The sequence below is a fragment of the Streptomyces sp. NPDC058295 genome, from assembly GCF_042880655.1.
Classification (GTDB): Bacteria; Actinomycetota; Actinomycetes; order Streptomycetales; family Streptomycetaceae; genus Streptomyces; species Streptomyces coriariae.
Genome location: NZ_JBHVYO010000002.1, coordinates 161,410 through 185,918, shown reverse-complemented (window position 1 = coordinate 185,918; position 24,509 = coordinate 161,410). Strand labels below are relative to the sequence as shown.

Annotated in this window: 27 protein-coding genes; 15 read left to right on the top strand and 12 right to left on the bottom strand. The window is 70.8% G+C overall.

Going from position 1 to position 24,509, the window contains the following annotated elements; all coding sequences use genetic code 11:
- Positions 1-246: 246 nt before the first annotated feature.
- Entirely contained in the window at positions 247-1,935 is a 1,689-nt protein-coding gene (locus ACFVYS_RS03215) for a fibronectin type III domain-containing protein (protein WP_389498332.1), read from the bottom strand.
- 196 nt (positions 1,936-2,131) lie between these two features.
- Complete coding sequence (locus tag ACFVYS_RS03210) at positions 2,132-3,283, bottom strand: ATP-grasp domain-containing protein (protein ID WP_389498330.1); 1,152 nt, start codon at positions 3,281-3,283, stop codon at positions 2,132-2,134.
- Positions 3,284-3,628: 345 nt separating this feature from the next.
- Here ACFVYS_RS03210 and ACFVYS_RS03205 point away from each other — a divergent pair, with 345 nt between their 5' ends.
- A complete protein-coding gene (locus ACFVYS_RS03205) occupies positions 3,629-4,489 on the top strand; it encodes a metallophosphoesterase family protein (protein WP_389498328.1) in 861 nt (286 codons plus the stop codon).
- Positions 4,486-5,205 (top strand): 4'-phosphopantetheinyl transferase, encoded by a 720-nt coding sequence (locus ACFVYS_RS03200; protein ID WP_389498326.1) that lies wholly within the window; start codon positions 4,486-4,488, stop codon positions 5,203-5,205. The genes ACFVYS_RS03205 and ACFVYS_RS03200 overlap by 4 nt, the downstream gene beginning before the upstream one ends.
- 21 nt (positions 5,206-5,226) lie before the next feature.
- On the opposite strand, the gene ACFVYS_RS03195 is transcribed toward ACFVYS_RS03200, so the two are convergent.
- Entirely contained in the window at positions 5,227-5,487 is a 261-nt protein-coding gene (locus ACFVYS_RS03195; protein ID WP_389498324.1) for a hypothetical protein, read from the bottom strand.
- A 239-nt stretch (positions 5,488-5,726) separates the two neighbouring features.
- On the opposite strand from ACFVYS_RS03195, the gene ACFVYS_RS03190 reads away from it, so the two are divergent.
- Positions 5,727-6,758: an alpha/beta fold hydrolase gene (locus tag ACFVYS_RS03190; protein WP_389498323.1), complete on the top strand. Its 1,032-nt coding sequence runs from the start codon at positions 5,727-5,729 to the stop codon at positions 6,756-6,758.
- A gap of 57 nt (positions 6,759-6,815) precedes the next feature.
- Here ACFVYS_RS03190 and ACFVYS_RS03185 read toward each other — a convergent pair whose 3' ends face one another.
- Both ACFVYS_RS03185 and ACFVYS_RS03180 read right to left on the bottom strand, forming a co-directional pair.
- Positions 6,816-7,340 carry a toxin-antitoxin system, toxin component gene (locus ACFVYS_RS03185; RefSeq protein ID WP_389498616.1) on the bottom strand — a complete coding sequence of 175 codons (525 nt, stop codon included), beginning with the start codon at positions 7,338-7,340 and terminating at the stop codon, positions 6,816-6,818.
- Positions 7,341-7,372: 32 nt separating this feature from the next.
- Entirely contained in the window at positions 7,373-7,978 is a 606-nt protein-coding gene (locus ACFVYS_RS03180) for a helix-turn-helix domain-containing protein (RefSeq protein ID WP_385252560.1), read from the bottom strand.
- A gap of 291 nt (positions 7,979-8,269) precedes the next feature.
- Here ACFVYS_RS03180 and ACFVYS_RS03175 point away from each other — a divergent pair, with 291 nt between their 5' ends.
- The gene (locus ACFVYS_RS03175; protein WP_389498321.1) at positions 8,270-8,938 is read left to right on the top strand and encodes a hypothetical protein; all 669 of its coding nucleotides are present in this window, start codon (positions 8,270-8,272) and stop codon (positions 8,936-8,938) included.
- Between the two features lie 86 nt (positions 8,939-9,024).
- Here ACFVYS_RS03175 and ACFVYS_RS03170 read toward each other — a convergent pair whose 3' ends face one another.
- Genes ACFVYS_RS03170 through ACFVYS_RS03155 form a run of 4 tightly spaced genes read right to left on the bottom strand, consistent with a single transcriptional unit; the run spans position 9,025 to position 12,423 of the window.
- The gene (locus ACFVYS_RS03170; protein ID WP_389498320.1) at positions 9,025-9,846 is read right to left on the bottom strand and encodes an ABC transporter ATP-binding protein; all 822 of its coding nucleotides are present in this window, start codon (positions 9,844-9,846) and stop codon (positions 9,025-9,027) included.
- Positions 9,847-9,866: 20 nt separating this feature from the next.
- A complete protein-coding gene (locus tag ACFVYS_RS03165) occupies positions 9,867-10,685 on the bottom strand; it encodes an ABC transporter permease (RefSeq protein ID WP_389498319.1) in 819 nt (272 codons plus the stop codon).
- The gene (locus ACFVYS_RS03160; RefSeq protein WP_389498317.1) at positions 10,682-11,455 is read right to left on the bottom strand and encodes an ABC transporter permease; all 774 of its coding nucleotides are present in this window, start codon (positions 11,453-11,455) and stop codon (positions 10,682-10,684) included. Before ACFVYS_RS03160 ends, ACFVYS_RS03165 begins: the two co-directional genes overlap by 4 nt.
- Positions 11,452-12,423, bottom strand: coding sequence for an ABC transporter substrate-binding protein (locus ACFVYS_RS03155; protein WP_389498315.1), 972 nt, complete (start codon positions 12,421-12,423; stop codon positions 11,452-11,454). The genes ACFVYS_RS03160 and ACFVYS_RS03155 overlap by 4 nt, the downstream gene beginning before the upstream one ends.
- A gap of 149 nt (positions 12,424-12,572) precedes the next feature.
- On the opposite strand from ACFVYS_RS03155, the gene ACFVYS_RS03150 reads away from it, so the two are divergent.
- Positions 12,573-13,460, top strand: a complete 888-nt coding sequence (locus ACFVYS_RS03150; RefSeq protein ID WP_389498313.1) for an IclR family transcriptional regulator C-terminal domain-containing protein — start codon at positions 12,573-12,575, stop codon at positions 13,458-13,460.
- On the opposite strand, the gene ACFVYS_RS03145 is transcribed toward ACFVYS_RS03150, so the two are convergent.
- The 3 genes from ACFVYS_RS03145 to ACFVYS_RS03135 are packed head-to-tail and all read right to left on the bottom strand — an operon-like array spanning position 13,375 to position 15,544.
- Positions 13,375-14,310, bottom strand: coding sequence for a PDR/VanB family oxidoreductase (locus ACFVYS_RS03145; protein WP_389498311.1), 936 nt, complete (start codon positions 14,308-14,310; stop codon positions 13,375-13,377). The genes ACFVYS_RS03150 and ACFVYS_RS03145 overlap by 86 nt on opposite strands.
- Positions 14,307-14,480 (bottom strand): hypothetical protein, encoded by a 174-nt coding sequence (locus ACFVYS_RS03140; RefSeq protein WP_389498309.1) that lies wholly within the window; start codon positions 14,478-14,480, stop codon positions 14,307-14,309. Before ACFVYS_RS03140 ends, ACFVYS_RS03145 begins: the two co-directional genes overlap by 4 nt.
- A complete protein-coding gene (locus ACFVYS_RS03135) occupies positions 14,477-15,544 on the bottom strand; it encodes a Rieske 2Fe-2S domain-containing protein (protein ID WP_389498307.1) in 1,068 nt (355 codons plus the stop codon). Before ACFVYS_RS03135 ends, ACFVYS_RS03140 begins: the two co-directional genes overlap by 4 nt.
- 604 nt (positions 15,545-16,148) lie before the next feature.
- On the opposite strand from ACFVYS_RS03135, the gene ACFVYS_RS03130 reads away from it, so the two are divergent.
- The 10 genes from ACFVYS_RS03130 (at position 16,149) to ACFVYS_RS03085 (ending at position 24,427) form a co-directional block, all read left to right on the top strand.
- Entirely contained in the window at positions 16,149-16,643 is a 495-nt protein-coding gene (locus ACFVYS_RS03130) for a MarR family winged helix-turn-helix transcriptional regulator (protein WP_389498305.1), read from the top strand.
- A gap of 151 nt (positions 16,644-16,794) precedes the next feature.
- On the top strand, positions 16,795-17,412 hold the full coding sequence (locus ACFVYS_RS03125; protein ID WP_389498304.1) for a DsbA family protein: 618 nt from the start codon (positions 16,795-16,797) through the stop codon (positions 17,410-17,412).
- A 40-nt stretch (positions 17,413-17,452) separates the two neighbouring features.
- Positions 17,453-18,259, top strand: coding sequence for an MBL fold metallo-hydrolase (locus ACFVYS_RS03120; RefSeq protein WP_389498302.1), 807 nt, complete (start codon positions 17,453-17,455; stop codon positions 18,257-18,259).
- Positions 18,260-18,261: 2 nt separating this feature from the next.
- On the top strand, positions 18,262-18,678 hold the full coding sequence (locus ACFVYS_RS03115) for a nuclear transport factor 2 family protein (RefSeq protein WP_389498300.1): 417 nt from the start codon (positions 18,262-18,264) through the stop codon (positions 18,676-18,678).
- A gap of 35 nt (positions 18,679-18,713) precedes the next feature.
- Positions 18,714-19,094 (top strand): nuclear transport factor 2 family protein, encoded by a 381-nt coding sequence (locus ACFVYS_RS03110; protein ID WP_389498298.1) that lies wholly within the window; start codon positions 18,714-18,716, stop codon positions 19,092-19,094.
- A gap of 396 nt (positions 19,095-19,490) precedes the next feature.
- Positions 19,491-19,970: a lamin tail domain-containing protein gene (locus tag ACFVYS_RS03105; protein WP_389498296.1), complete on the top strand. Its 480-nt coding sequence runs from the start codon at positions 19,491-19,493 to the stop codon at positions 19,968-19,970.
- A 192-nt stretch (positions 19,971-20,162) separates the two neighbouring features.
- Positions 20,163-20,306 carry a BBE domain-containing protein gene (locus tag ACFVYS_RS03100; RefSeq protein ID WP_389498294.1) on the top strand — a complete coding sequence of 48 codons (144 nt, stop codon included), beginning with the start codon at positions 20,163-20,165 and terminating at the stop codon, positions 20,304-20,306.
- A gap of 445 nt (positions 20,307-20,751) precedes the next feature.
- Positions 20,752-21,825 (top strand): hypothetical protein, encoded by a 1,074-nt coding sequence (locus ACFVYS_RS03095; protein ID WP_389498292.1) that lies wholly within the window; start codon positions 20,752-20,754, stop codon positions 21,823-21,825.
- Between the two features lie 328 nt (positions 21,826-22,153).
- Complete coding sequence (locus tag ACFVYS_RS03090; protein ID WP_389498614.1) at positions 22,154-22,549, top strand: MerR family transcriptional regulator; 396 nt, start codon at positions 22,154-22,156, stop codon at positions 22,547-22,549.
- A 261-nt stretch (positions 22,550-22,810) separates the two neighbouring features.
- Positions 22,811-24,427 (top strand): sulfite oxidase, encoded by a 1,617-nt coding sequence (locus ACFVYS_RS03085; protein WP_389498290.1) that lies wholly within the window; start codon positions 22,811-22,813, stop codon positions 24,425-24,427.
- Positions 24,428-24,509 lie beyond the last annotated feature (82 nt).

Below are 24,509 nucleotides of genomic sequence, written 5' to 3'. Positions count from 1 at the left end.
CGGTCGGTCGCTCCCCGTGACAGCGGCCGACCGACCCGATCCCCCGTACCGCCGGGAATCCCCCGTCGATTCCCGGTCTTCCCCCGTTGATCCCTGTGCTTCCCCCTGGAGCCCCGTGCTTCCCCGGTTGCTCCCCCGTGGGGCCCTTCACTCTTAAGAGCGAGCCGCCCGGATCCTGATACACCCCTTCGCCGAAAAAGTCCCCCGGACCGTGGTCCGGGGGACTTTCGCTCGGGTCCTGGACGCTCAGCCGGTGAAGCCGGCCGTGATCGAGGTGAACTGCCAGGTGCTCTGGCTGATGCCGGAGCAGTTGCTCACCACGCCACCGCCCGGGCAGGGCCGGTCGCGGTTGACGGCCCAGTAGGCGAGCCGGGCGATGTGGTGGCTGTTGGCCCAGTCACGGATCTGGGTCCAGATCGCCGGGGTGGTGTTCTCCTGCTGGTCCGACAGGCCGTTCATGCCGGAGATGCCGATGTGGGCGTAGGCGGTCGCGTCGTCCCAGCCGAAGGTGGACTTCAGCTTGTTCTTCAACCCCTCCGTGGCGTTAACGGTGTTGCCGTACATGTCCGAACCGCCGGCGAAGTCGAACGGCATGATGGTGAAGACGTCGATGTCGGCGCCGAGCGACTTGGCCTGCTCGATGAGACGGTTGCCGTAGTAGGTCGGCCCGGTCGTGGACGTCCCGAAGGTGACGATGGTCTTCAGGCCGGGGTTGTTGGCCTTGACCGTCTTCAGCGCGGTGAGGATCCGCGCCTGCACGGCCTCGTTCTCGAACTCGTCCGTGTTCTCGATGTCCATGTCGATCGCCTTGAGGGAGTAGGCGTCGATCACCTTCTGCAGGGCGCCCGCCAGCGCGCTCGCCGAGGAGCAGTTGGCGCCGAGCTTGCTGCCCTGCCAGCCGCCGAAGGAGGGCACGATGTCACCGCCCGCCGAGCGGACCTGGTTGATGACGCTCTGGTCGACCCCGCCGGTCAGTGGCCGGTTGCTGTCCCACATCGGGTTGCACCCGCCCCCGTCGAGCATGAACGCCATCGTGAACCACTTGATGCCGGTCGAGCTCATCACCGTGGATACGCTCGGCGGGTCGCCCCAGCCCTCGAACAGGTAGGGCGCGGCCTGCTTGAACCCGGTCCCGCCCCCGCCGCCCGCGTTCGTCGTGACACTCACGGAGTTGGAGGCCCCGGAGGTGTTCCCGGCCGCGTCGCGTGCCCGCACGGTGAAGGTGTACGCGGTGCTCGCGGACAGTCCGCTGACCGTGGCGGACGTACCGGAGACGGTGAGCACCCTGGCGGACCCGCTGTACACGTCGTAGCCCGTGACGCCGACGTTGTCGGTGGCGGCGTTCCAGGACAGCGACACGCTGGAGGACGTCTTGCCGGTCGAGGTCAGCCCGCCCGGCGCGGTGGGCGCCTGGGTGTCCGAGCCGCCCCCGCCGCCCGGCCCGTCCAGGCTGACGTCGTCGGCGTAGTAGGTGCCCTGGGCGTACCAGCCGTGGACGTAGATCGTGGCGCTGGTCTGCGAGGCCCCGGTGGTGAAGGACACCGACAGCTTGCTGTAGGCCGACGGTGACGACGCCCAGGTGGAGGCCCCGCCGTCGACACCGAGGTAGACGTACGAGCCGCGCACCCAGCCGGTGAGCGCGTAGGTGGTGTTCGGCTGGACCGTGACGCTCTGGCTGCACTTGGCGATGTCACTCGAACTCACTGCCCCCGCAAGGGCCTTGGAGCCGCCGTGGGTGGGCGAGGAGACGACCGAGCCGAGGTTGCCGGTGCACGACCAGGGCGAGAGGGCGCCCGACTCGAGACCGGGGTTGGTGAGGATGTTGGCCGCCTGAGCGGTGCCCGGCAGGGCCACGGCCCCGGCGAGGGCGAGACCGGCGGTGCCGAGCAGGGCGAGGAGCCGACGCCATGGGCGTCCGAGGGGTCTGGTGCGCACGCGATCTCCCTGAAGGAATGGGGGTGTTCGGGAGTGCAGGGGGAGTGCAAGGGGGTGCGCAACAAAGTTGGTATGGACCAATCCGCCTGTCAAGGCGAGAGACGGAATTGGTCCATACCGGTGAGGGAAATGTCCTTCTGTGTCTTCCCGAACCTCGGTCTTCCCGGAGCCGGGTGGTCGCGGAGCCGGGTGCTTCCTAGAGCGGCAGCGCCTGTGCGGCACCCGCCGTGGTGACCTCGACGGAGTCGGCGGGCGCGGGCACGGCCGACAGCAGCGGCTCGGCGGTCTCCTCCACCCGCTGGTGCGGCAGCGTGACCGCGCGCAGCGGACGCGGTCCCGACACCACCGTGTAGTCCTGCCCCAGGAACGGCGGCACGATCTCGCCCGGGTCCTCGCCGAGCGCCAACTGCACCGCTGCCCAAGGGGCGTTGACGCCGCACAGCGACAGCTGGTGCAGTCCGCCGGCCGGGCGGGTGTTGACGTCCATCAGGACCGGCCGGTCGCCGAACATCCGGAACTGGATGTTGGACAGGTAGTGCAGCCCGAAGCCCTCGGCGATCAGACGCGCCGGCTCCAGCCACTGCTCGTGCAGGGTGAATCCCCGACGGCGGCCGTTCTTCGTCCGGCCGATGGCCATCCGCAGGATGTTGTCCGGGCCGGTGAGGCAGTCCACGGACACCTCCGGCTGCTCCAGGCGCGGCATGACCAGCCAGTCGATCTGCTCCTCGCCCTGCTCCTCGGCCCGCGTCAGCGCCTCGACCACCATGTCGAGCTGGACGTACGGGGTCGGGAAGCCGCTGAGGTGCATCAGGGAGAAGGGGGTGCGGGTGATCACCCGGAAGCCCACCCCGCCCGCACCGGACGCCGGCTTGAAGCACGCGCGGTGCCCGGCCTCCTCCAACTCCTCGACGGCGGCGACGAGTTCGCCGGCGGTGCGGACCCGGAACCACGGCGGCACGGGCACGCCGATCGCCTGCACGGCCTCGTACGCGATCACCTTGTCGTGGAAGACGGCGACGGCCTCCGGCGGCGGCGCGAGCAGCGCCGTGCCGACCGCGTCGAAGTCGGCGCGGTGCGCCACGACGGCCGCCTGGTGCAACCGGGGCACGAACACGTCGATGCTGCGGCGCTTGCACTGCGCGAGGGCGTACTCGACGTACGCGGCGGGGGACAGGCCCTCCGGCTCCAGCTCGGCGGTGTCGGCGGCGGCCAGTACGGGGGAGTCGGCGTCACCGTGCGTGGCGTGGATCTCGACGGCGCGGTCGCTGGGATTTCGTCGCAGCTGATCCGTGAAGAACACGTTCTCCGCGTACGTGCGGTTGAGCCAGACGCGTACGCGAGAGACCATGCAGGCCGCCTTTCACGGTTCGCGGGCAGGGCAAAGCGGGCCCGGCCCGGGCAGGGGGATTGGTGGGTCACCAAACCGCCCTGCGGAAGGGACGTCCATGGCGGTGGTGTTGGGGCGATCATACGGCTTCCCGAGGGTGCGGCGTGCAACGCCCGTGTTACGGATTTTCCGATCTTGTTCACGTGTGGCGCGAGTTCGGGTAGAGGCGCGCTCCCCGGCGCAGGTGGGGCCGGGTCCGGCGGGCGGCCCGGTCCGACCTTGTACGGCACGCGTGAATGTGTTCTCGTGGTGGCACTGGTGTATTCGTGGGAATGCGGAGAGTGGGCTCGTGAGCGGGGGCGGAAGGTGACGTCGACGACCGGTGGCGCCGGACAACTGCTGGCCATCAGCGATCTGCACATCGGTTATCCGGAGAACCGCGCGCTGGTCGAGGCCATGGCCCCGGAGACGGACGAGGACTGGCTGCTGGTCGCCGGCGACGTCTCGGAGAACGTGGCCGACATCAGCTGGGCGCTGAAGACCCTCGCCGGCCGTTTCCGCAAGGTCGTCTGGGTACCCGGCAACCACGAGCTGTGGACCCATCCCTCGGACCCGGTCACCCTGCGCGGAGTCGCCCGCTACGAGCATCTCGTCGAGGTCTGCCGTGACCTGGGGGTCACCACGCCCGAGGACCCCTACCCGGTCTGGGAGGGCCCCGGCGGCCCGGTGGTCGTCGCGCCACTGTTCCTGCTGTACGACTACTCCTTCCTCCCGGCCGGCTGCGCCACCAAGGAAGAGGGTCTGGCGTACGCGGAAGGCACCGGCATCGTCTGCAACGACGAGTACCTGCTGCACCCCGACCCGTATCCCACCCGCGAGGCCTGGTGCCGGGCCCGTGTCGCCGAGACCGAGCGGCGGCTCGCCGGGATCCCCGACGGCCTGCCCGTCGTCCCCGTCAACCACTACCCCCTGCACCGGCACCCGATGGACGTGCTGTGGCACCCCGAGTTCGCCATGTGGTGCGGCACCGGGCTCACGGCGGACTGGCACCGCAGGTTCCGGATCGAGACCATGGTCTACGGCCACCTCCACATCCCGCGGACCACCTGGCACGAGGGTGTGCGCTTCGAGGAGGTGTCGGTGGGCTACCCGCGCGAATGGCGCAAGCGGACGCAGCCACCGGGCCGACTGCGCCGCATCCTGCCCAGGGAGGCCGGGACCGAGTGATCGAGGACCTGTTGCCCGAGTCGGTGGTGGCGGTGGAGGCCTTCGGCGAGGAGGGCGTCCGCGAGTTCGGGAACGCGCCTCTGTTCCCGCAGGAGGAGGCGCTGATCGCGCGGGCGGTCGCCAAACGCCGCCGCGAGTTCACCGTCGTACGCTCCTGTGCCCGGCGCGCCATGCAGAAGCTCGGCGTGCCCGCCCAGCCCGTGCTGCCCGGCGAGCGGGGAGCCCCGCAGTGGCCGGACGGCCTGACGGGCAGCATGACCCATTGCGCGGGCTACTGCGCGGCCGCCCTGGTCCGGGCCGCCGACCTGGCCTCCCTCGGCATCGACGCCGAACCCCACGAGCCCCTTCCCGAGGGCGTCCTGTCCGCCGTCGCCCTGCCCGCCGAGGCCGAGCGGCTCGGCAGGCTGGCCGCGGGGCGTCCCGAGGTGCACTGGGACCGGCTGCTGTTCAGTGCCAAGGAGTCCGTCTACAAGGCGTGGTTCCCCCTCACCCGTAAGTGGCTGGACTTCAGCGAGGCGGACATCGACCTCGCCCCTGCCTCCGCCTCCGCCTCCGCTTTCGCAACCGGTCCCGCCGAGGGCGCGGAGGGCGTCTTCCGCGCCCGGCTGCTCGTCCCCGGACCGGTGGTCGGCGGCCACCGGCTCGGGCACTTCGACGGCCGCTGGAGCGTCCGCCGGGGGCTGCTGGCCACGGCCGTCACCGTGCACCACGGCTGAGACGGCGACCGCCCCCGGGGGTCACCGGCCCGGGCACCAGTGGTGCAGCAGCCGGAAGAACTCCTCCTCGTTGCCCGCCAGGCCCGCGGCGGCCAGGGCCTGTTCCGCCTCGGCCAGGACGGCGGGCGGGACGACCGGGGGCAGCCGGTCCTGCGGCGGACCGGAGGCGCCCGCGCCCTCGCCGTCCCCCTCGTCGCCGAAGGCGGCACGTACGGTGTGCAGCAGCCGCAGGTAGGCCTGTACGGCGGTGCGCTCGCGGTCGGTCAGTACGGCAGTGGGCATCGGTCGGCTCTCCCCGTGTCGGCTTCGTGTCCCCCGCGCCCGACGGCGCGTACGCCCCCATGCGGCGACGCACCCCCCAGCTTGCCGGGCACCACTGACAATCCGGCCCGACCCGGCCTCGGTTCGCCCGCTTAGCGGAGGTGAAACCTCCTTGAAATCCCCTGGCCGAAAGGGGTTCTACGCTGTGGAGAAGGGCTTTCGGCGGACCGTCGACGGCCGGCGGAACAGGAGGTGATCGGGTGGTCGACGTCCCACAGCGGCGCCCGGCGCACGGTACCCGGCTGCGCCCGGTGGGCGACGGAGAACTGGAGCTGCGCCACCGGGTCGTGCACGGATACCGGCGCGCCTTCCGCATGGCCGGCGAGGGCCCGGCGCTGGTCCTCATCCACGGCATCGGCGACTCCTCGCAGACCTGGGCCGAACTGATCCCCGATCTCGCCCGCACCCACACCGTCATCGCCCCGGACCTCCTCGGCCACGGCGCCTCCGACAAACCGCGCGCCGACTACTCGGTGGCCGCGTACGCCAACGGTCTGCGCGATCTGCTCAGCACGCTCGGCATCGAGTCGGCGACCCTGGTCGGACACTCGCTGGGCGGGGGAGTGGCGATGCAGTTCGCCTACCAGTTCCCCGAGCGCACCGAACGGCTGATCCTCGTCAGCGCGGGCGGAGTCGGCCGCGAGGTGAACCCCGCCCTGCGGCTGGTCTCACTGCCCGGCGCCCATCTGGCGCTGTCCGCCCTCCGGTTGCCGGGCGCCCGCTTCCAGTTCGGCCTCGCCGTCCGTCTGATGAAGCTGCTGGACACCGATCTCGGCCAGGACGCCCCCGATCTGCTCCACCTCGTCGACGCCCTGCCGGACGAGACCGCGCGCAACGCCTTCATCCGCACCCTGCGCGCGGTCGTCGACTGGCGTGGCCAGGTCGTGACCATGCTCGACCGCTGCTACCTGACGGCCGGCATGCCGACGATGCTGCTGTGGGGCGACCGGGACAGCGTGGTGCCCGTGCGGCACGCGTACGGCGCCCACGAGGCGATGCCCGGCAGCCGGCTGGAGATCTTCGAGGGGGCCGGCCACTTCCCGTTCCACAGCGACCCCGCCCGGTTCCGCGCCCTCGTCGAGGAGTTCACCCGCACCACGGCCCCGGCCGACTGGAGCCGCGACCACTGGCGCCGGCTGCTGCGCGAGGGCCGGCCCGGAACGGGGACGGCGGGTGCGCCGGACGGCACGCAACGGGACCTGCGCGGGGCGAGCGAGCGCAGCGCGACCTGACGGCCGTACGCGGGAGCACGAGGGAGTTCGGGCGTATATCCGGCCGGGAGCGCGCTCCTACGGCCCCAGATAGCCCAGCGAGGCCTCGATCCGGCCGGCCAGGTGGTCCCGCTGGCCCCGCTCCCGCGGCGACGAACCCGACAGCCAGGTACGGCACTTGCTGGCCAGCAGCAGGCCGAAGCTCTCGGCCTCCCGCTCGTCGGTCAGGTCGAATCGGGTGCGCGCGGCGACGCTGCGCACCGTCGCCCGGAGATCCGCCCCGTCGCTGAGTAAACGGGCCGCGACCGCGGTGCCCTCGACGTGGTGGCCGCAGTGGCCCGCCTTCATGTGCCACAGCTCGTGGCCCAGGATCACCAACTGGTGCTCCGGCGCGGTGCGTTCCTCGATGACGACGAGGTCCTGGTCGGCCATGTCGAGCCACAGACCGCTGGCCGTGTCGGCCGGGAAGGGGGCCATCCGGAAGTGCACGGGGCGGCCGCGCCGTCTGCTCATCCCGTCGCACAGGGCGGTGTACAGGTCGGCCGGCGGGGCAGGCGCCGGCAGGGTCAGTTCCGCGACCAACTCGCCGCTGAGACGGCGCATTTCCCTGGCGATGCTCACAGTTCTCCCCCGGATCACGACTCGGGCCGCTTCACGCTCTCCAGGAGCATGTCCAGCCACTCGGCGACCTTGTCGCGGTGCTGGTCGGTGGGCAGCTGGGCGGCCCGCCACGCGATCCCGCGCACGCCGTGGTCCTGCAGCAGCCGTTCCAGCGGGTCCTCGGCGGCCGCGGCCGCCTCCCGCGCGGCGAGCTTCTGGAGCAGCTCCTGCTCGATGTGCTGGAGGGCGCCCGCGAGCGCCTCCGGGTCCTCGGCCGTGAGGAAGCCGGCGTGCACCCGGAAGAAGCGCTGGAGGGCGTCGCAGTGCTCCATCGTGGGCCGCCGGTCGCCGTTGATGAGGGCGCCCGCCTGCTGGCGCGACATGCCGGCGCCGTCGGCGATCTCCTGCTGGGTGTACCTACGGCCGTTCGGCTTGAGCCGGGTGCGGCGCAGCAGGTCCAGGCGCTGCAGGAAGCGGGCCTGCACATCGGGCTCACCGGCGGGCCGGCCGCTCAGCAGGGCCTTGACCACCGACTCCGGCACACCGGAGGCGACGGACAGCCGCCCGGTGCCGAAGACCTCCGCGTGCGGCACGCCGAGCCGGTCGGCGAGCGCGGCGACACGGGCGACGACGGCCGACATCAGCACCGTCGCCGCGGCGCCCGGAACCTCGAAGCCATCATCCGACACCGACAGGTCTCCTAGGTCTCTCACGTCCCTCTCACCGGCACACGATCACCCACACAGACGGTCGCCGTGAACTGCGTGGAGAGTAGCCGGTCTTTCGAACTCACATCCAGGTCTCGCCACAACTGTGGCCAATTTCAGCCGTCAACCAGCACGGAATGCCACGATAGTTGACACCGATCGCGTCGGGGCATCAGGATCGGGGCGCCGCGTGAAGGCCGCATAGGCAAGAGGGGTGACCTCCCGATGGCATATCAGGCAGGAGGGCAGCGGTCCGTACCGCGGCCCGTCCCCGAGAGTCTCGAGGCCCAGGCGTACCTGCACGACTACGCCACGTACCTGGAGGCCGTCCCCTTTCCGTCCGTCGTCCTCGACCACCGCTGGGACGTCGTTCTCTCCAACGACGCTTTCGCGTCACTTTTCCGGGAGGTGGGCCCGCATCCGACGGCCCTGCCCGGCGACAACTTCCTGCGCTTCGTCCTCTTCCATCCCGACGCCCCCTCGGTTCTCGGTGACCACGAGGCCGGCTGGTGCCTGCCGATGCTCGCCCGCTTCGCCGCGGCCGTGGAGCGCCACGGTCACGACCACGGGCTGCAGGCGATCCGCCGCGAGATCGCCCAGGATCCGATCATGGAGGCCGCCTACCGTCACGGGCTGCCGCACTGGATCCGCGCGGTCGGCGAGGAGGCCGTCGAGCACGACGGGGCGGTCCGGCCCCTTCTGCACCCCGACCCGCGCTGGGGCGCCACGGAGTGCCGCATCGTCGGCGACACCCCCAGGACCCTGCACGACATGGGGTACACCCGGCTGACGATGGTGCTGCGCTCCACCCGCCCGGCGCCCGTCCCCCGCAGGACACGCGGCGCACGCCGCGGCGCGAGCCACCTCAGCGTGGTCCCGGCCCCCGAGGCCTGACCGGGCACCGTCGGCGTTCAGGTCGCCGGCGGCGCCCTGGTCGGCACCGCGTGCGCGTGGCAGCGTGCGCGCTACCGCGTGCGCGTTCAGTGCGGCGGATGAGCGTCCGACTTCGTGAGGCGGTCCACCCGGGTGCCCCGCTTCGCCACCTGGATCTGCTCGTACACATGGGTCCGCAGTTCCGCGAAGCGCGGGGCCACCCGTGTGTGCAACTGGTCGCGCTCCGCCGGGAGATCGACCTTCAGCTGTTCCTGGACGACCGTCGGTGAGGCGGACAGGACGAGGACCCGCTCGCCGAGGTAGACGGCCTCGTCGATGTCGTGCGTGACGAACAGGATGGTGATCCCGCGCTCCCGCCAGAGTCCCCGGACCAGGTCCTCCAGGTCGGCGCGGGTCTGCGCGTCCACGGCGGCGAACGGCTCGTCCATCAGCAGGACCCGGGGCTCGTAGGCGAGGGCCCGGGCGATCGCCACCCGCTGCTGCATCCCGCCCGACAGCTGCCACGGGTACGCGGAGAGCGCGTCCTCCAGGCCGACCGAGCGAAGGGCGTCCGCGACCAGCTCCCGCCGTCGCGCCTTGAACAACCCCTTCTGTTTCAGCGGCAGTTCGACGTTCTCGCCCACCCGCATCCACGGGAAGAGGCTCCGCCCGTACTCCTGGAAGACGAACGCCATGTCCGGCGGCGGCCCGGTCACCCGCCGTCCCTCCAGGAGCACTTCGCCCGAGGTCGGTGTGAGCAGCCCCGCCATGCACTTCAGCAGGGTCGTCTTGCCGCAGCCCGACGGGCCGACGAGACACACGAGTTCACCCGCCTCGACGGTGAAGGTGAGGTCGCGCACCGCCTCGACCCGGCGCCCGGACCCCTCGTAGACCTTCCGCAGGCCGGACACTGCAAGACGCGGGTGCATGGAACGCCCTTTCGCGAGGGTCACGGGGACCGCCGGGTGGATGCGCGCAGGCCGTGGTACCAGCCGAGCACCCGGCGCTCGACGACCTGGAAGAGCACCGACAGGACGAAGCCCAGGAGGCCGAGCACCAGGATTCCGGTCCACATGTCGGGGATGGCGAAACCCCGTTGGAACTGCACGATGGTGAAGCCGAGCCCGTTGCTCGCGGCGAACATCTCGCTGATGACCATGAGGATGATGCCGATCGACAGCGCCTGGCGCAGCCCCGCGAAGATCTGCGGGCTCGCCGACGGCAGCACCACGCTGCGCAACCGGGCGAGACCCGAGACGCCGTACGACCGCGCCGTCTCCGCCATCACCGGGTCCACTGCCCGCACGCCCTCCACCGTGTTGAGCAGGACCGGCCACACACAGCCGCTCGCGATGACGACGACCTTCATGGTGTCGCCGATGCCCGCGAACAGCATGATGACCGGCACCAGCACGGGCGGCGGCACCGCCCGCAGGAACTCCAGGACCGGTTCGCACACCGCCCGCACCCGCCGGTAGGAGCCGATGACCGTGCCCAGGGCGACCCCGACGACGGCCGCCGTCGCGTAGCCGCCGAGCAGCCGCAGCACGCTCGGCCGGACATCGGCGCGCAGCCGCTCTGCCGTCCACACGTCGGGAAAGGCCTTCAGGATCGTGCGCAGCGGCGGCCAGTACACGTTCGTACTGCCGTCGGACGCCACCCACCACGCGGTGACCAGCACGGCCGGCAGCGCGAGCGTGAAGAGCAGCCGCAGCAGGACGCGCCGCCAGACGCCCGACCTTGCCCGGACGGGGGATGTGCCGGTCACACCGCCACCTCCCCGCGCACCGACTGGTGCCAGGCCAGCGCGCGCCGCTCCACCGTCCGGGCGCCCACGTTGATCAGCAGTCCCAGCACCCCGGTGACCACGATGAGGGCGTACATCTCCGGCACCGCCTGCGAGGTCTGCGCGACGGCGATGCGCGCACCCAACCCCGGCGCCCCGATGACCAGTTCGGCCGTGATGACGAGGATCAGCGCGACGGCCGCCGCGAGCCGTACGCCGGTCATGACGTACGGCAGCGCGGTCGGCCACAGGACGTGCCGGATGCGCGCCCAGGTGCCGAGACCGTAGGAGCGGGCGGTCTCCTCGGCGACCGGGTCGACGTCCTGGACGCCGTACAGGACCTGGATCAGGATCTGCCAGAAGGAGGCGTAGACGACCAGCAGCAGGACCGAGCGCAGTTCGGTGCCGTACAGCAGCACGGCGAGGGGGATCAGGGCGACCGACGGGATCGGGCGCAGGAACTCGATGGTCGACGCCGTCGCGTCGCGCAGGTGCGGGACGACCGAGACGATCACGCCGGCGACGATCCCGGCACCCACCGCGATCGCCAGCCCGAGGGCCCAGCCGGTGAGGGTGTCGCCGAGCGCCGCCCAGAAGGCGGAGTCGGCGAGTTCGTCGCCCAGCGCACCGGCGATGCGACTGGTCGGCGGGAAGTAGGCCTCCTTGACCAGCCCGAGCCGCGGCACCGCCTCGCCCAGGGCGAGGAAGGCCGCGAGCCCGGCCGTACCGAGTGCGAGGTTCGTGCCTCTCACGGCAGCAGCTTCTCCAGGTCCGGGGTCGACTTGAAGAGCTTGTCCCGCTCGCCGAGCTTCTCCAGGGCCTCGATCGACGAACGGTTCGCCTCGGCGGGCCACTTGGGCAGTGTCACCTGGGCCAGCACCGACGTCGGGATCTTGGTGTAGGTGGTGACGATCTGCCGGACCTCGTCCGGGTGCGCGTCGGCGTAGGCGAGGGACTCCGCGGTGGCCTCCTGGAACTTCTTCACCACGTCCGGGTTCTTCTGCGCGTACTGCGTGGAGGTGAAGTACATGGCGACGGTGAGGTTCGGTGCCACGTCCACCAGCGGCGAGGCGATCTCCACACCGCCCTGGCTCTTGACGGTCGCCAGGGCCGGTTCGACGACCATCGCCGCGTCGATCTGCCCGCTGTCCAGGGCGGCGGCCATCTGGTCGAAGGCCAGCTCGACGAACTTCACCCGGTCCGGGTCGCCGCCCGCCTTGCGCACCGACTCGCGCACCGCGGTCTCGTTGATGTTCTTCAGGGTGTTGATGGCGACCTTCTTGCCCTCCAGGTCCTTCGCGGACTTGAGCGGGCTGTCCTTCTTCACCGTGATCGCCCCGAAGTCCTTGCCCTGTACGCCGGTTGAGGCGATGCCGTTCGAAACGGCCTGCACAGGGACGTTGTTGGACTGGGCGACCATGAGGGAGGTCAGGTTGCTGAAGCCGAACTGGAACTGGCCGCTGACGACTCCGGGCACGATCGCCGCGCCGCCCTGCGCGGTGGTGATCGACAGCTTCAGGCCGTGCTTCTCGTAGAAACCCTGTTTCACGCCCAGATAGACGGGTGCCACGTCGACGATGGGGATGAGTCCGAGTTCGACGGTCGTGGTGCCTGCCGACGACGAACTCCCGGTGGACGTACCGGAGTCGTCGGACGAGCCACAGGCCGCCGTGGCGAGCAGGAAAGTGCCGGCCGCGAGACCGGCGAACAGACGACGCAAGGCTCCTCCTGTGCAGACAACGGTGTTCCGACAGGCTGTGCGCACACCGCACAGTAGTGCTCAATTGGCGTGCAGGGAACGTAGAGCCCGCTGTCCGACGGGGTCAATGGGTTTGGCTGACGAAATTGTTGACAGTCTGGGAGGACGGCATGTCCACCGTGACCCGAGCACCGCATTTCGTGAGGTCGTTCGAGCGCGGCCTCGCGGTGATCCGCTCCTTCGACGCCGAGCACCCCGAACGCACCCTCAGCGATGTCGCCCGCGCCTGCGGACTGACGCGGGCGGCCGCCCGGCGCCTGCTGCTCACCCTCGTGGACCTGGGATACGTGCACAGCGACGACCGGCTCTTCCGGCTCACCCCGCGGGTGCTGGAACTCGGCTACGCCTATCTGGCCGGCCTCACGCTCCCGCAGGTCGCCGAGCCGCATCTGGAACACCTCGTCGCACAGGTGAAGGAATCCTCGTCGCTGTGCGTCCTGGACGGCGACGACATCGTCTATGTCGCCCGGGTGCCGGCCACCCGCATCATGGCGGCCGTCATCACCGTCGGCACCCGCTTCCCGGCGCACGTCACCTCGGTGGGCCGGGTGATGCTGGCCGCCCTGCCGGACGACGAACTCGAACTCCGCCTGGAGCGGGCGCAGCTGCGCCCGCTCACCGCACGGACGCTGGTCGCGCCCAAGGATCTGCGGGCGGAACTGGCACGGGTACGGCGCCAGGGGTACGCACTCGTCGACCAGGAACTGGAGGAGGGGCTGCGGTCGGTGGGCGCCCCGGTGCGCGGCCGGGACGGCACGGTGGTGGCCGGCGTGAACATAGCCGTCCACGCCGGCCGCACCTCGGTGGCGGCGGTCCGCCGGGATCTGCTGCCACCGCTGCCGGCGGCCGTGGCACGGATCGAGGCCGACCTGCGGGTCACCGGCCCGACGGCACGTGCCGCCGCCCCCGGGGTCACAGATCCAGGACGAGTTTCCTCCCCCGGCACCGGGACACGCAGATCATCATCGTCTCCCCGGCCTCCCGCTCCTGCGGACTGAGGACCGAGTCCCGGTGCTCCGGCGTGCCCTTGAGCACATCGGTCTCACAGGTGCCGCAGGTGCCCTCCGTGCAGGAGTAGAGGACCTCGACCCCCGCCGCCCGCACGGTGTCCAGCACGGACACTCCCGCCACGACGGTCACCGTCCGGCCGCTGCGCGCGAGCTCGACCTCGAACTCGCCGTCCTGACCGCTTGGTTGCTCCCGCGCCTGGAACCGCTCGACCCGGAGCGCGTCGGCCGGGCAGCGCTCCTCCACGGCGTCCAGCAGCGGACCCGGGCCACAGCAGTAGACGAGGGTGCCCTCGGGCAGCGCGTCGAGCACGGAACCGAGGTCGAGCAGACCCGTCTCGTCCTGCGGGGCGACGGTGACCCGGTCGCCGTACCGCGCCAACTCCCCGACGAACGCCATGGATCCGCGGGTACGGCCGCCGTAGAGAAGGCTCCACTCGGCGCCCGCCGCCTCGGCCGCCGCGATCATCGGCAGGATGGGGGTGATCCCGATGCCGCCCGCGACGAAGCGGTAGCGGGCCGCCGGGCGCAGCGCGAAGTGGTTGCGCGGCCCGCGCACCCGTACCTTGTCGCCCGGCCCCAACTGCTCGTGCACATGGGCGGATCCACCCCGTCCGGCCGGCTCGCGCAGCACCGCGACCCGCCAAGCGGAACGGTCGGCCGGATCGCCGCACAGCGAGTACTGGCGCTCCAGCTCCGGGCCGAGGACGAGGTCCACATGGGCGCCCGGCTCCCAGGCCGGGAGCGGCTCGCCCAGCGGGTGGCGCAGGGTGAGGGCGAGCACGCCCTCGGCGGCGAACTCGCGGCCCGCGACGACCAGTTCGGTTTCGTACACGCTCATGAGTCGTTTCCTCGCGGCCGGTGTCCTTCGGGGTGGCCGAGCATCCACTCCCACATCTCGATCGGGTCCTGCGAGGTGTGCTCGGTGCCGCAGTGACAGGTGCCGTGCAGCACATCGGTGCCCGGCAGCCAGTCGACGCGGTAGATCTCGCCGGTGGGGCCGGTGCTCACAGGACCTTCTCCACGGGCTTGTCGCCCTCCTCCACCAGCCGGGCGAGGATGCGGCGCGCGGCCAGGCCACCGGTGTCGATGTTGATGCTCAGCTCCTGGTAGCCGGTGCGTTCCGAACCGAGCGTCCGCTGCAGGAGGTTGAGCGCGTCGACGTCCTGCATGACCACCGTGTGGTTGTTGCCCCGCAGGAACTCGGTGACCTCCTCGTCGTCCGTCGCCCAGTCCCGCGAGACCATCCAGAAGTCGTACACCTTGCCGTCGGCGGACGGCGTGATCGCGTAGGTGATCTCGGTGTGGAAGCCGTTCGGGTCGCTGCCGTCCGCCTCGGGCAGGACACCCACCGGCGCGATACGGCTGTGCAGCAGGTACAGACAGGGCGCGTGGTACTCGATGTCCTGCCAGCGGGTGATCCGGCCCTCGATGCCGGTCGAACGGGCGTAGAACGGCGGGCACTCGGCGTCGTCCATGTGCCGGCTCACCCGCACGATCCCCGCGCCCTCGTCGACCTCGGTGGTGATCGGCGTCTCGGCGACCTCGGGGGTGCCGATGTAGCCGCCGTGCAGATACGTCTCGTGGGAGAGGTCGAGGAGGTTGTCGACGAGCAGCCCGTAGTCCGCGTCGATGGGCTCCATGCCCTGGACGGTGGTCCAGCCGGGGGCGTCGAGGTGCCGGGCGCGCGGGATCGTCTGCGGGTCGGCGAGCGACGGGTCGCCGATCCACACCCAGACCAGCGAGTCCTGCTCGACGACCGGGTAGGCGGTGACCCGGGCGGTGCGCGGGATGCGTTTCTGCCCCGGCACGTACACACAGGCGCCGGTCGTGTCGTACGTGAAGCCGTGATAGCCGCACACGATGCGGTCGCCGTCCAGCCGGCTCTCCGACAGCGGGAACCGGCGGTGCACGCAGCGGTCGTGCAGCGCGACGGGCGTCCCGTCCTCCTCGGTCCGGTAGAAGACGAGCGGCTCACCCAGAATCGTCCGGCCGAGCAACTCCTCGCGCCCGACCTCGGTGCTGTAGGCGGCGACGTACCACTGGTTCCTGGCGAATGCGGTGGTGTGCGGCATGGCGTCGGGCTCCCGTCGTTGGGTCGTGGCGACATCGTCGTGACGGGCTGCACGGGGGCGCAACACGGCTTCCGTGTCACGGAAGAGTCCTTCGAAAGTCCCTGGTGAGCGCAGTGAGGTGACGCGTCATGCCTACGGTCGCGGATCTGTACAGACCGACAGCGCGGGTACACGACATGGCTGCGCTCCCCGTCGTCGGCGGGCAGCGGTCGGGAGGAGCAACGGCGGGACCGCAGGCCGTGTGAGCTGCTGATCAGCTGGTACGGCGACGTTGGAGAAGGGCGGCGCGAGGCCGGCCCGCACGTGATTCTGCGTGTCACGGCTGAGGGTGGGCGGCGCGGCGCAAGGTCCTGGCTGCCCTTGCCTGCAGCCGTGATCGCATGGGGTGGTGCGGGGCGGCGTCGGAGGTCAGGACGACGCCGTGGAAATGTGCAGGGACGCCGCGAAGGGCCTTGCGTACGGACCGATGGATGCGGTGAACCCCCTGATCAGCCCGCTGGTCGGGGTTTGCTGTCGCCCGGCTGCCCCACCGGATCCTTCCCTGCCCGTCCCCCGCATGATCGGTACGCTGATACTGGGACGGAACAGAGGGGGCGGCGCGGTCGTGGGTGAGGAAGCGGAGATCAGGACGGCGAAGGAGGCCGCCGACCATGGGCTCATTCTGGCGTTCGGACGGCTGCAAGGGGCGGCCAACCGACTGGAATACATCCTGGGCCGGGCGCTCGAGGAAGAGTGCGGGATCAGCCATCTGGTCTTCGAGGTCCTGCTGATTCTCGGGCGGGCGGACGAGCCCGGGCTGTCCATGCGGGCCGTCGCTCAGGAGCAGGTCCTGACCACGGGCGGCGCCACCCGGCTGGTGGACCGGATGGAGGCGGCGGGACTGGTCGAGCGTAAGGAGGATCCCGATGACCGGCGCGGGCGGCTGGTGCGCCTGACACCGCTGGGTGAGGAGACGGCCGTACGCGCGTCGCGGGTCCATCTCGAGAACATCCAGCGGCACTTCGTGGAGCCTCTCCCCGCTGCGGACCGCGCGCGATTCGCGGAGGACCTCCGCATCCTCAGCCACTCGGCCCGGGACGTGCTGCCCCGGCTGCCCTGACCTGCGGTCCGCCAGCAACGTCGAGGTCATACGTCAGCCACCCCGGTGTGGCCCGGGTCACAGTAATCAAGAAATATCTGAGGTGTCAGTTACTGTTTGGTCAGGTGAATCGCTCGCAGAAGGCGAGCGCCCCACCCTGCCGAGGTCCCTCATGAAGCTCGCCTATGTCTTCGACGCCTACTGCGGCTGGTCGCACGGGTTCTCCGGAACTCTGCGCGAGATCATCTCCCGTCACCCGGACCTGCCGGTCGAGGTGATCTCCGGGGGCCTGTTCACCGGGCCGCGCCGGGTGCCGATCCGTGAGTTCGGCTACGTCCAGGGGGCGAACGCCCGGATCGCGGAGCTGACGGGCGCCGAGTTCGGCGAGGGCTACGAGCGGCTGATCGCCGACGGCACGTTCGTGATGGACTCCGAGGCCGCCGCCCGCGGTGTCGCGGCCCTGCGTCAGGTGGCACCCGAGCACGCGGCGGAACTCGCCGCGGCCCTCCAGTACGCCTTCTACGTCGACGGGCGCAGCCTGTCGGAGGCGGCCACCTACCGGAAGACCGCGGAGGCGGCCGGACTGGACGCAGACGCCGTGGTCGCCGCTTTCGAAGGTCCCGAGGCGCCATATACGGCGGCGGACGACTTCCACCGCGCGGCGGAACTGGGCGTCACGGGCTTCCCCACCCTGCTGGCCGTCGACGGAGACTCCGTCATCTCGTTGGCCCACGGTCACGCCACCGCCGACGAGATCGACCGACGGCTGGCGACGCTTCGCACCCGCTGAACTTCCCCCGTCCCCACCCCCTCCCCGCAAGGAGTCATCCATGAGCACCCTCTCCTTCAAGATTCTCGACCTGGACTTCCCGGCAGGCAGCAAGAACAAGACCGCCACTCTCGTCACCGGCGAGACGGACGCGTTGCTGGTGGACGCAGCCTTCACCCGCGCCGACGGCCACCGCCTGGCCGCCGCCGTCCTCGACTCCGGCAAAAAGCTGACCACGGTCTTCGTGAGCCACGCGGACCCGGACTTCTACTTCGGCGCCGAGGTACTCGCCGACGCCTTCCCCGACGCCGTCTTCGTCGCCACCCCGATCGTCATCGAGCACATCCAGCACTCCTACGAGGGCAAGCTCAAGGCCTGGGCCGCGCTCGGCCCCAACCTGCCCACCCGCCTGGTCGACCTCACCCCCTTGACCGGCGACCTGACCCTGGAGGGCCACCGCTTCGAGCTCAGGGGCGGCCCGGCCGGCCTGCCCGACCGCCACTACCTGTGGCAGGCCGAGTCCCGCGCCCTCCTCGGCGGTGTCCTGCTCTTCCAGCAGGAGCACGTGTGGGTCGCCGACACCCCCACCCCCGGCGACCGCGCGGCCTGGATCGACCTGCTGGACGAAATGGCCGCACTGGAACCGGAGTTGGTCGTCCCCGGCCACCGTCTGCCCGACACCGCGGCCGACGCGACCGCCATCTCCGCCACGCGCGGGTACCTCCTCGCCTTCGAGGAGGAACTGGACAAGGCCGCCGACGGTGCCGCGCTGACCGAGGCGCTCGTGGCCCGGTACCCGGACAACGGCATGCTGATCGCCGCGCAGATCGGCGCGAAGGTCGCCAAGGGCGAAATGAAGTGGGGCTGACCATGGCCGACACCGACTTCGCCGCCTCCACGGCGCCCGCCGACGTCGTACGCCGCCAGTACCTCGCCTCCGCCGCCGGTGACCTCGACGCCCTGCGCGCCACCCTCGCCCCCGACGTGGAGTGGACGGAGATGGCCGGCTTCCCCCTCGCAGGCACCTACCGCACCCCCGACGGCGTCACCTCCAACGTCATGGAGAAGCTCGGCCAGGACTGGGACGGCTGGGCCGCCCACGACGACACCTACGTCGTCGACGGCGAGAACGTCGTCGTCCTGGCCCGCTACACGGCCGTCAACAAGGCCACCGGCAAGCCGATCGACGTCCGTGTCGCCCACCACTTCGTCGTACGCGGCGGCCTGATCGTCCGCTTCGAGCAGTTCGTCGACACCGCGCTCGTACGTGACGCCATGAGCGTCTAGACGCACCAGCCGGCATCCGAAGACAGGAGAAGCCCGTGTCCGCTGTGGACAACAAGGCGCTCGTCATCGCGTTCTACGAGCAGGCGTTCAACGACTACCAGCCGGAAAAGGCTGCCGCCGCGCATCTCGGCGAGAGCTGCATCCAGCACAATCCGGAGGCGCAGGACAGTCCGCAGGCGTTCGTCGGCTACGTCCACTGGCTGCGCGGGCAGTTCCCCGACCTGCGCCTGGACATCAAGCGGACCGTCGCCGAAGGGGACTTGGTCGTCACCCACAGCAACCTGCATCTCAAGCCCGGCGACCGGGGCATGGCCGTCGCGGATTTCTGGCGGGTTGCCGACGGCAGGATCGTCGAGCACTGGGACGTGATCCAGGAGGTGCCCGAGAAGAGCGCCAACGACAACACCATGTTCTGAGTTCCGTGCCCGGATCCACGTGGGGACCGGTCCGCGTCACCAAGGTCTCCTCCGTCACCAAGAGCCACGCGCTGTTACTCACTTTTGGGTGATGGCCTGGGCCGATCCGCCACGGCGCGGCCGGGTGAGGGCAGGTTCCCGGCCTGCGTTCACCCGGGTGTCCTGCCTGGCGGTTCGTCAACATCGTGCAGAAGCCGCATACGTGGACGATACAGCTGAGCGTCACAGCGATATGGGCAACAGGTAACGCAGGCTGTGTTTCCGCTCAATTCCCCTCCGCGGTGGACAGGCTGTGGGGCGCGGCCGTCCGGCCGCCACCGCACACCGCACCAGCCCCCGCGCCAGCCGTGACGGCTGCCGGGTGGGGGCAGGTGCCCGCACCGTCAGGGGGACTTCTTGTCCGCTTCCGCTTCATTCACCGCTCGCCGTCTGGCCGCTGCCGCGCTCGTGGCCGGCGCTCTGGTCTCGGTGGCGGCGCTGCCGGCCACGGCGGCCGATCACGCCCGCCCGCACCGGGCGCAGGTCGAGATCTCGGCCGTCCAGCACGGCTCCACGGGACGCGAGGACCACTCCAACCGCTCGCTGAACAGGGAGCGGGCGCAGCTGACCAATCCCACCCGCCACGCGATCAGCCTGGACGGCTGGACCCTGAGCGACGAGGACGGCCACACCTACACCTTCCACCACTACCGCCTGGCCCCACAGTCCACGGTCCGCGTCCACACCGGAAAGGGACGCGACACCCACGGCGACCGCTACCAGAACCGCCGCACCTACGTGTGGGACGACGACCGCGACACCGTCACCCTGCGCGACAACCGAGGCCGCACCGTCGACGACTACTCCTGGGGCCACCGCCGGGGCGGCCGCCACTGACCCACCCGGGCGAGGTCGTGTCGGCCGCGCGCCGGCGACGCCTCGCGGTGTCGTCGGATCGGCGTTCCATGCCGTCCAGGCCCGGATCACGACCGCGGGGCCAGCGGCCTCCTCATCGACGCCCTCGGCGGCGCGGTCGACGACCGGCCCTGCGGTGCCACCGCCTTCCCGCACCGGGCTGCCGTCGGCGTCGTGCAGTACCCCGAACTCACCGACTGGGCGGTGGCCTACCACGGCGAGAACTACCCGAGGATGCAGCGCGTCAAGGCGGCCTGTGATCCCGAGCAACTGTTCACCTTCCCCCAAGCCGTCACACCCGGCCCGGCCGGGCGCTGAGCCGCGCGCCGCCGATCCGAGCGGGAAGGCCCCGCAGCGACCCCAGGCACGAAGCCGCAGTGGAGTCCCGCGCTGCCACCGGCCCGGCCGTGACCCGCCACACCGCGGGGAAGCGTCCCGGTGGGCTCCGGACGCCCACGAGCGCGCTCGGCAGGTGGGTTGGGCACCCCCACCTGCGATGCGGCTTTGCTCGGCCGGACGACTCTCCTTACGAGAGCGGGAGTTACCGGCTCTCATGGGTTCAGACGGCGGCCTGAGTGCCCGTCGGCCGTGCCCCGGTCAGGGGTGCTTGTCGCATCGGGCGTCGAGCGGTGAGAGGCAGGCGCCCGCCCGGTCCGCGTCGCTCGCGCGGGTACAACCCTTTGTCGATGTCGCGGGTCTTCGTCGGTGATCACGTCGTGATCGCACTGACGAGGAGACCATCATCACCGCCATACGAAAGACCTTGACTGCCACCGCAGTTGTCGGCGCCGTCCTGGTGGGTTCGGCCGCCTGCGGCACCGTGGAGCAGCTCACCGCCGGGAAGAAGCTCGACGAGGCCTTCGAGAGGCTCGCGAGCGAGAAGTCGATCTCTTTCGAGCTCGGACTGGACACGGATGCCCAGAGCCTGAGGGCGCTGGACGCCTCGATGGATCCGGAGCCCGGTGAGGAGTTGCCCGACGAGGTCGCCGATCTGTTGAGTGGCGCGAAGGTCAGTGTCACGGTGCAGTCGAAGAAGCCGATCGGGGAGTCCGGGGAGAAGGACTACGTCGGCATGGCGATGAAGATCAGCACCGAGGACGGCGACCTCACCGAGTACCGGGTCATCGGCGACTACACGTACATCCGCTCCGACGTGAACGCCCTCGGCAAGGCCATGGGCTTCCCCGTGCCGTCGATGAAGGACCTTCCCCCGGAGGCGGGCGGGCTCAAGAAGGTGCTCGACGGGGAGTGGGTGAAGATCAACACCAAGGAGATGGAGAAGACCGCCGCCGAGATGGGTGCGGAGCCGGGTGCGACGCCCGCGCCGGAGTCCACCCTCGACGCCAAGGCGCAGAAGCAACTGCTGGAGGCGCTGCGCGAGACCATCGCCCGCGAGGTCGTCTTCAAGACCGCCGGTGACGAGGACGGTTCCGAGCACATCACCGCCACCGCTCCGTTCCGTACGCTGATCACGGAGTTCCTCGGCGAGATCCGTCCGCTCGCGAAGAACTTGCCGCCGGGCGTGGAACTCCCCACGGACGAGGACCTCAAGGACGCCCCGAACGCCAAGGTATCGGCGGACTTCACCCTCAAGAACGGCGAGTTGACCGAGGTCTCCGTCGATCTCGCCAAGCTGGCCGAGAACGCGAAGGTGAAGAAGCTGGGGCTGGTGGTGCGGATGAGCGAGGGGCAGAAGCCCACGGCCCCGGCCGGCGCCACCGAGCTGGACATGGAGGAGCTCCTCGGTGGGTTCGGCGCCGCGATGATGGATGACGAGGCCTTCCTCGATGACGAGGCCTTCTTCGACGACGAGGCCATCCTCGAAGGCGCGGCATAGACACGCGCCACGCCACGCTTCGCCCGTCCCGCCTCGGGGCGGGCGGGGCGGGCAAGGGCGTTGCGTACACGCCCTGTCGAGCCCGCTCGACGAGGCTGGACCGCCAGACACGGATCGCCCGGTGAATGGCTCTGTACGCTCTCGGCTCGCGCGCGCTCACTCGTGCAAGTAGCGGAACTTCGTCAGGGGTGCCATCGGCCCCGGCGCGGCACGGTCCGCCTCCGCGACCGGAATCCCTACCCTGACGTCAGGGTAGGGATCGGCGGGGTCGTACGAGCGGCGCCGCCGGACGAGAAGGGCCAGGGCCACGGGCGTGGACGACAGGCACATGCGGATCGGCGAGGTCGCCGCGCGGACGGAGCTGTCCCTGCGCACCATCCGGCACTACGAGCAGGCGGGTCTCGTCACCCCCTCGGCACGCTCCCAGGGCGGCTTTCGCCTCTACACCGAGGCCGACGTGCAACGGCTCATGGTGGTCCGCCGTATGAAGGCCCTCGGCTTCACCCTCGACCAGATGCGTGACCTCCTCGACGCCACCGACCGGCTCGACGGCGACACCGGCCTCGGCCCCGACGAGCGCCGAGCCCTCATCGAGCGTGTACGCGAGTACGAGCGGGCCGCCACGGAACAGGTCGACAGGCTGCGCGCGCAGCTGGCTCGCGCCGAGGACTTCGCCGCCACCCTCACAACGCGCCTGCACCATCCGCCCGCCGTACGGTCCTGAAGCGGCGTCGAACCGATCGGCGGGCCAGGCCTTCGGGCCGACGGTCCGATGACTCGGTGGCCGGCGTCGGCGACGGCCCCCATCGGCTCCGCTCCCATCGGCTCCGCTCCCTTCGACGACGTTCCGTCCCCCCGAAAAACGTGCCGCTTACGGGTATTGGGTCCATCCGTTGCGAAAGCGCCTGCGGATTGGTCCGGAAAGAGAATTCCTTCGATCGGGTGAGCGACCAATCCGGGCCGCGTTCAGACCCGGATTCCCCATGTGACGGACGACGAGAAGAAAAGGCGAGATCCCGGCGGTCGGCTGCGGCCGGCGCTCGGCGCGCTCAGTGGCGTCCTCGCGGGATGCGCGGCGCTCGCCGTCGCCGAACTGGTGGCGGGGTGGGTGCGTCCGCAGGCCGGTCCGGTGATCGCGGTCGGCGGTGCGGCGATCGACCGGACGCCCACAGCCGTGAAATCCTGGGCGATCCGGAATTTCGGCACCGACGACAAACTCGTCCTCCAGCTCGGGATCCTTGCCGTACTCGCTCTGTTCGCCCTCGCCTTGGGCGTTCTCGCGCTGCGACACCGGCGGAGCGGATCCGCCGGAGTTCTTCTCTTCGGTGCCGTGGGCGCGGTGGCGGCGATCGGCCGGCCGGATTCCACGGGGCTCACCGACGCGCCGCCCTCTGCCGCGGGCGCGGTCGCCGGAGCCGTTCTCCTGTACTTTCTGGCCGGCCGTCTCGAGTTCCGTGAGTCGGCACCGGGCGGGGCGGGCGGCACGGAGGGCGAGGCATCCCCGCGACCGGGGTGGGACCGGCGGGGGTTCGTGCTCGCGGCGAGCGCGGCCGCGGTCGCGTCCGCCGGGGCCGGGGCGCTCGGCCGGGTACTGAACGGGTCGAGCGGCCGTGACGCGGTCGCCTCCCGCGCGGACCTGGTACTGCCCGCCCCGGGCTCGCCCGCCCCCGCAGTGCCGAAAGGCGCGCGGTTGCGGCTTCCCGGGGTCAGCCCCTTCACGACGCCGAACCAGGACTTCTACCGGGTGGACACCGCCCTGGTGGTGCCCAAGGTGGACGCGACCGCCTGGCGGCTGCGCATCCACGGCCGAGGCGTCGCCCGCCCGGTCACGTTGACCTTCGACGACCTGTTGCGGCGCGAGCTGATCGAGCGTGACATCACGCTCACCTGCGTCTCGAACGAGGTCGGCGGCCCGTACGTGGGCAACGCCGGCTGGACCGGCGTACGCCTGGCCGATCTGCTGGCCGAGTGCGGGGTCCGGCCTCCCTCCGGGGGAGGACCCGCCGATCAGCTGGTGGCCCGGTCGGTGGACGGCATGACGATCGGCAGCCCGGTCGAGGACGTGATGGACGGCCGCGACGCGCTGCTCGCCGTCGGGATGAACGGCGAACCGCTGCCCTTCGCGCACGGCTTCCCGGTCCGCATGGTGGTGCCCGGCCTCTACGGTTATGTCTCCGCCTGCAAGTGGATCGAGGACATCGAGCTCACCACGTTCGACGCCTACGACCCCTACTGGGTGAAACGCGACTGGGCCCGCAGGGCGCCGATCAAGACCCAGTCGCGCATCGACACCCCCAAGCCCTTCGCCCGCCCCAGGACCGGCACCGTCATGGTCGCCGGGGTCGCCTGGGCCCAGCACCGCGGTATCGACCGGGTCGAGGTCCGCGTCGACGACGGCCCCTGGCAGCAGGCCCGCCTCGCGGCCGAGGACTCCCGCGACACCTGGCGCCAGTGGTCCTTCCCCTGGCAGGCGACCAAGGGCGGCCACACCCTCACCGTGCGCGCCACCGACCGCACCGGCGCGGTACAGACCGCGGAACGCGCCCGCACGGTGCCCGACGGCGCCAGCGGCCGGCACTCCGTCGTGGTCACCGTCGACTGACCCCCGACCGGCCCACCCGAACCACCTTTCCCCCCACCTATGAACGCAACGCAGCGCTCGCTGCGCCAACCCACAGGAGAAC

What these genes read in the sequence shown, in the direction of transcription:
- ACFVYS_RS03210 (WP_389498330.1), bottom strand. Translation starts at nt 3,283, where the DNA reads ATGGTCTCTCGCGTACGCGTCTGGCTCAACCGCACGTACGCGGAGAAC.
- ACFVYS_RS03195 (WP_389498324.1), bottom strand. Translation starts at nt 5,487, where the DNA reads ATGCCCACTGCCGTACTGACCGACCGCGAGCGCACCGCCGTACAGGCC.
- ACFVYS_RS03185 (WP_389498616.1), bottom strand. Translation starts at nt 7,340, where the DNA reads ATGCGCCGTCTCAGCGGCGAGTTGGTCGCGGAACTGACCCTGCCGGCG.
- ACFVYS_RS03180 (WP_385252560.1), bottom strand. Translation starts at nt 7,978, where the DNA reads ATGTCGGCCGTCGTCGCCCGTGTCGCCGCGCTCGCCGACCGGCTCGGC.
- ACFVYS_RS03175 (WP_389498321.1), top strand. Translation starts at nt 8,270, where the DNA reads ATGGCATATCAGGCAGGAGGGCAGCGGTCCGTACCGCGGCCCGTCCCC.
- ACFVYS_RS03170 (WP_389498320.1), bottom strand. Translation starts at nt 9,846, where the DNA reads ATGCACCCGCGTCTTGCAGTGTCCGGCCTGCGGAAGGTCTACGAGGGG.
- ACFVYS_RS03150 (WP_389498313.1), top strand. Translation starts at nt 12,573, where the DNA reads ATGTCCACCGTGACCCGAGCACCGCATTTCGTGAGGTCGTTCGAGCGC.
- ACFVYS_RS03145 (WP_389498311.1), bottom strand. Translation starts at nt 14,310, where the DNA reads ATGAGCGTGTACGAAACCGAACTGGTCGTCGCGGGCCGCGAGTTCGCC.
- ACFVYS_RS03135 (WP_389498307.1), bottom strand. Translation starts at nt 15,544, where the DNA reads ATGCCGCACACCACCGCATTCGCCAGGAACCAGTGGTACGTCGCCGCC.
- ACFVYS_RS03125 (WP_389498304.1), top strand. Translation starts at nt 16,795, where the DNA reads ATGAAGCTCGCCTATGTCTTCGACGCCTACTGCGGCTGGTCGCACGGG.
- ACFVYS_RS03120 (WP_389498302.1), top strand. Translation starts at nt 17,453, where the DNA reads ATGAGCACCCTCTCCTTCAAGATTCTCGACCTGGACTTCCCGGCAGGC.
- ACFVYS_RS03115 (WP_389498300.1), top strand. Translation starts at nt 18,262, where the DNA reads ATGGCCGACACCGACTTCGCCGCCTCCACGGCGCCCGCCGACGTCGTA.
- ACFVYS_RS03090 (WP_389498614.1), top strand. Translation starts at nt 22,154, where the DNA reads ATGCGGATCGGCGAGGTCGCCGCGCGGACGGAGCTGTCCCTGCGCACC.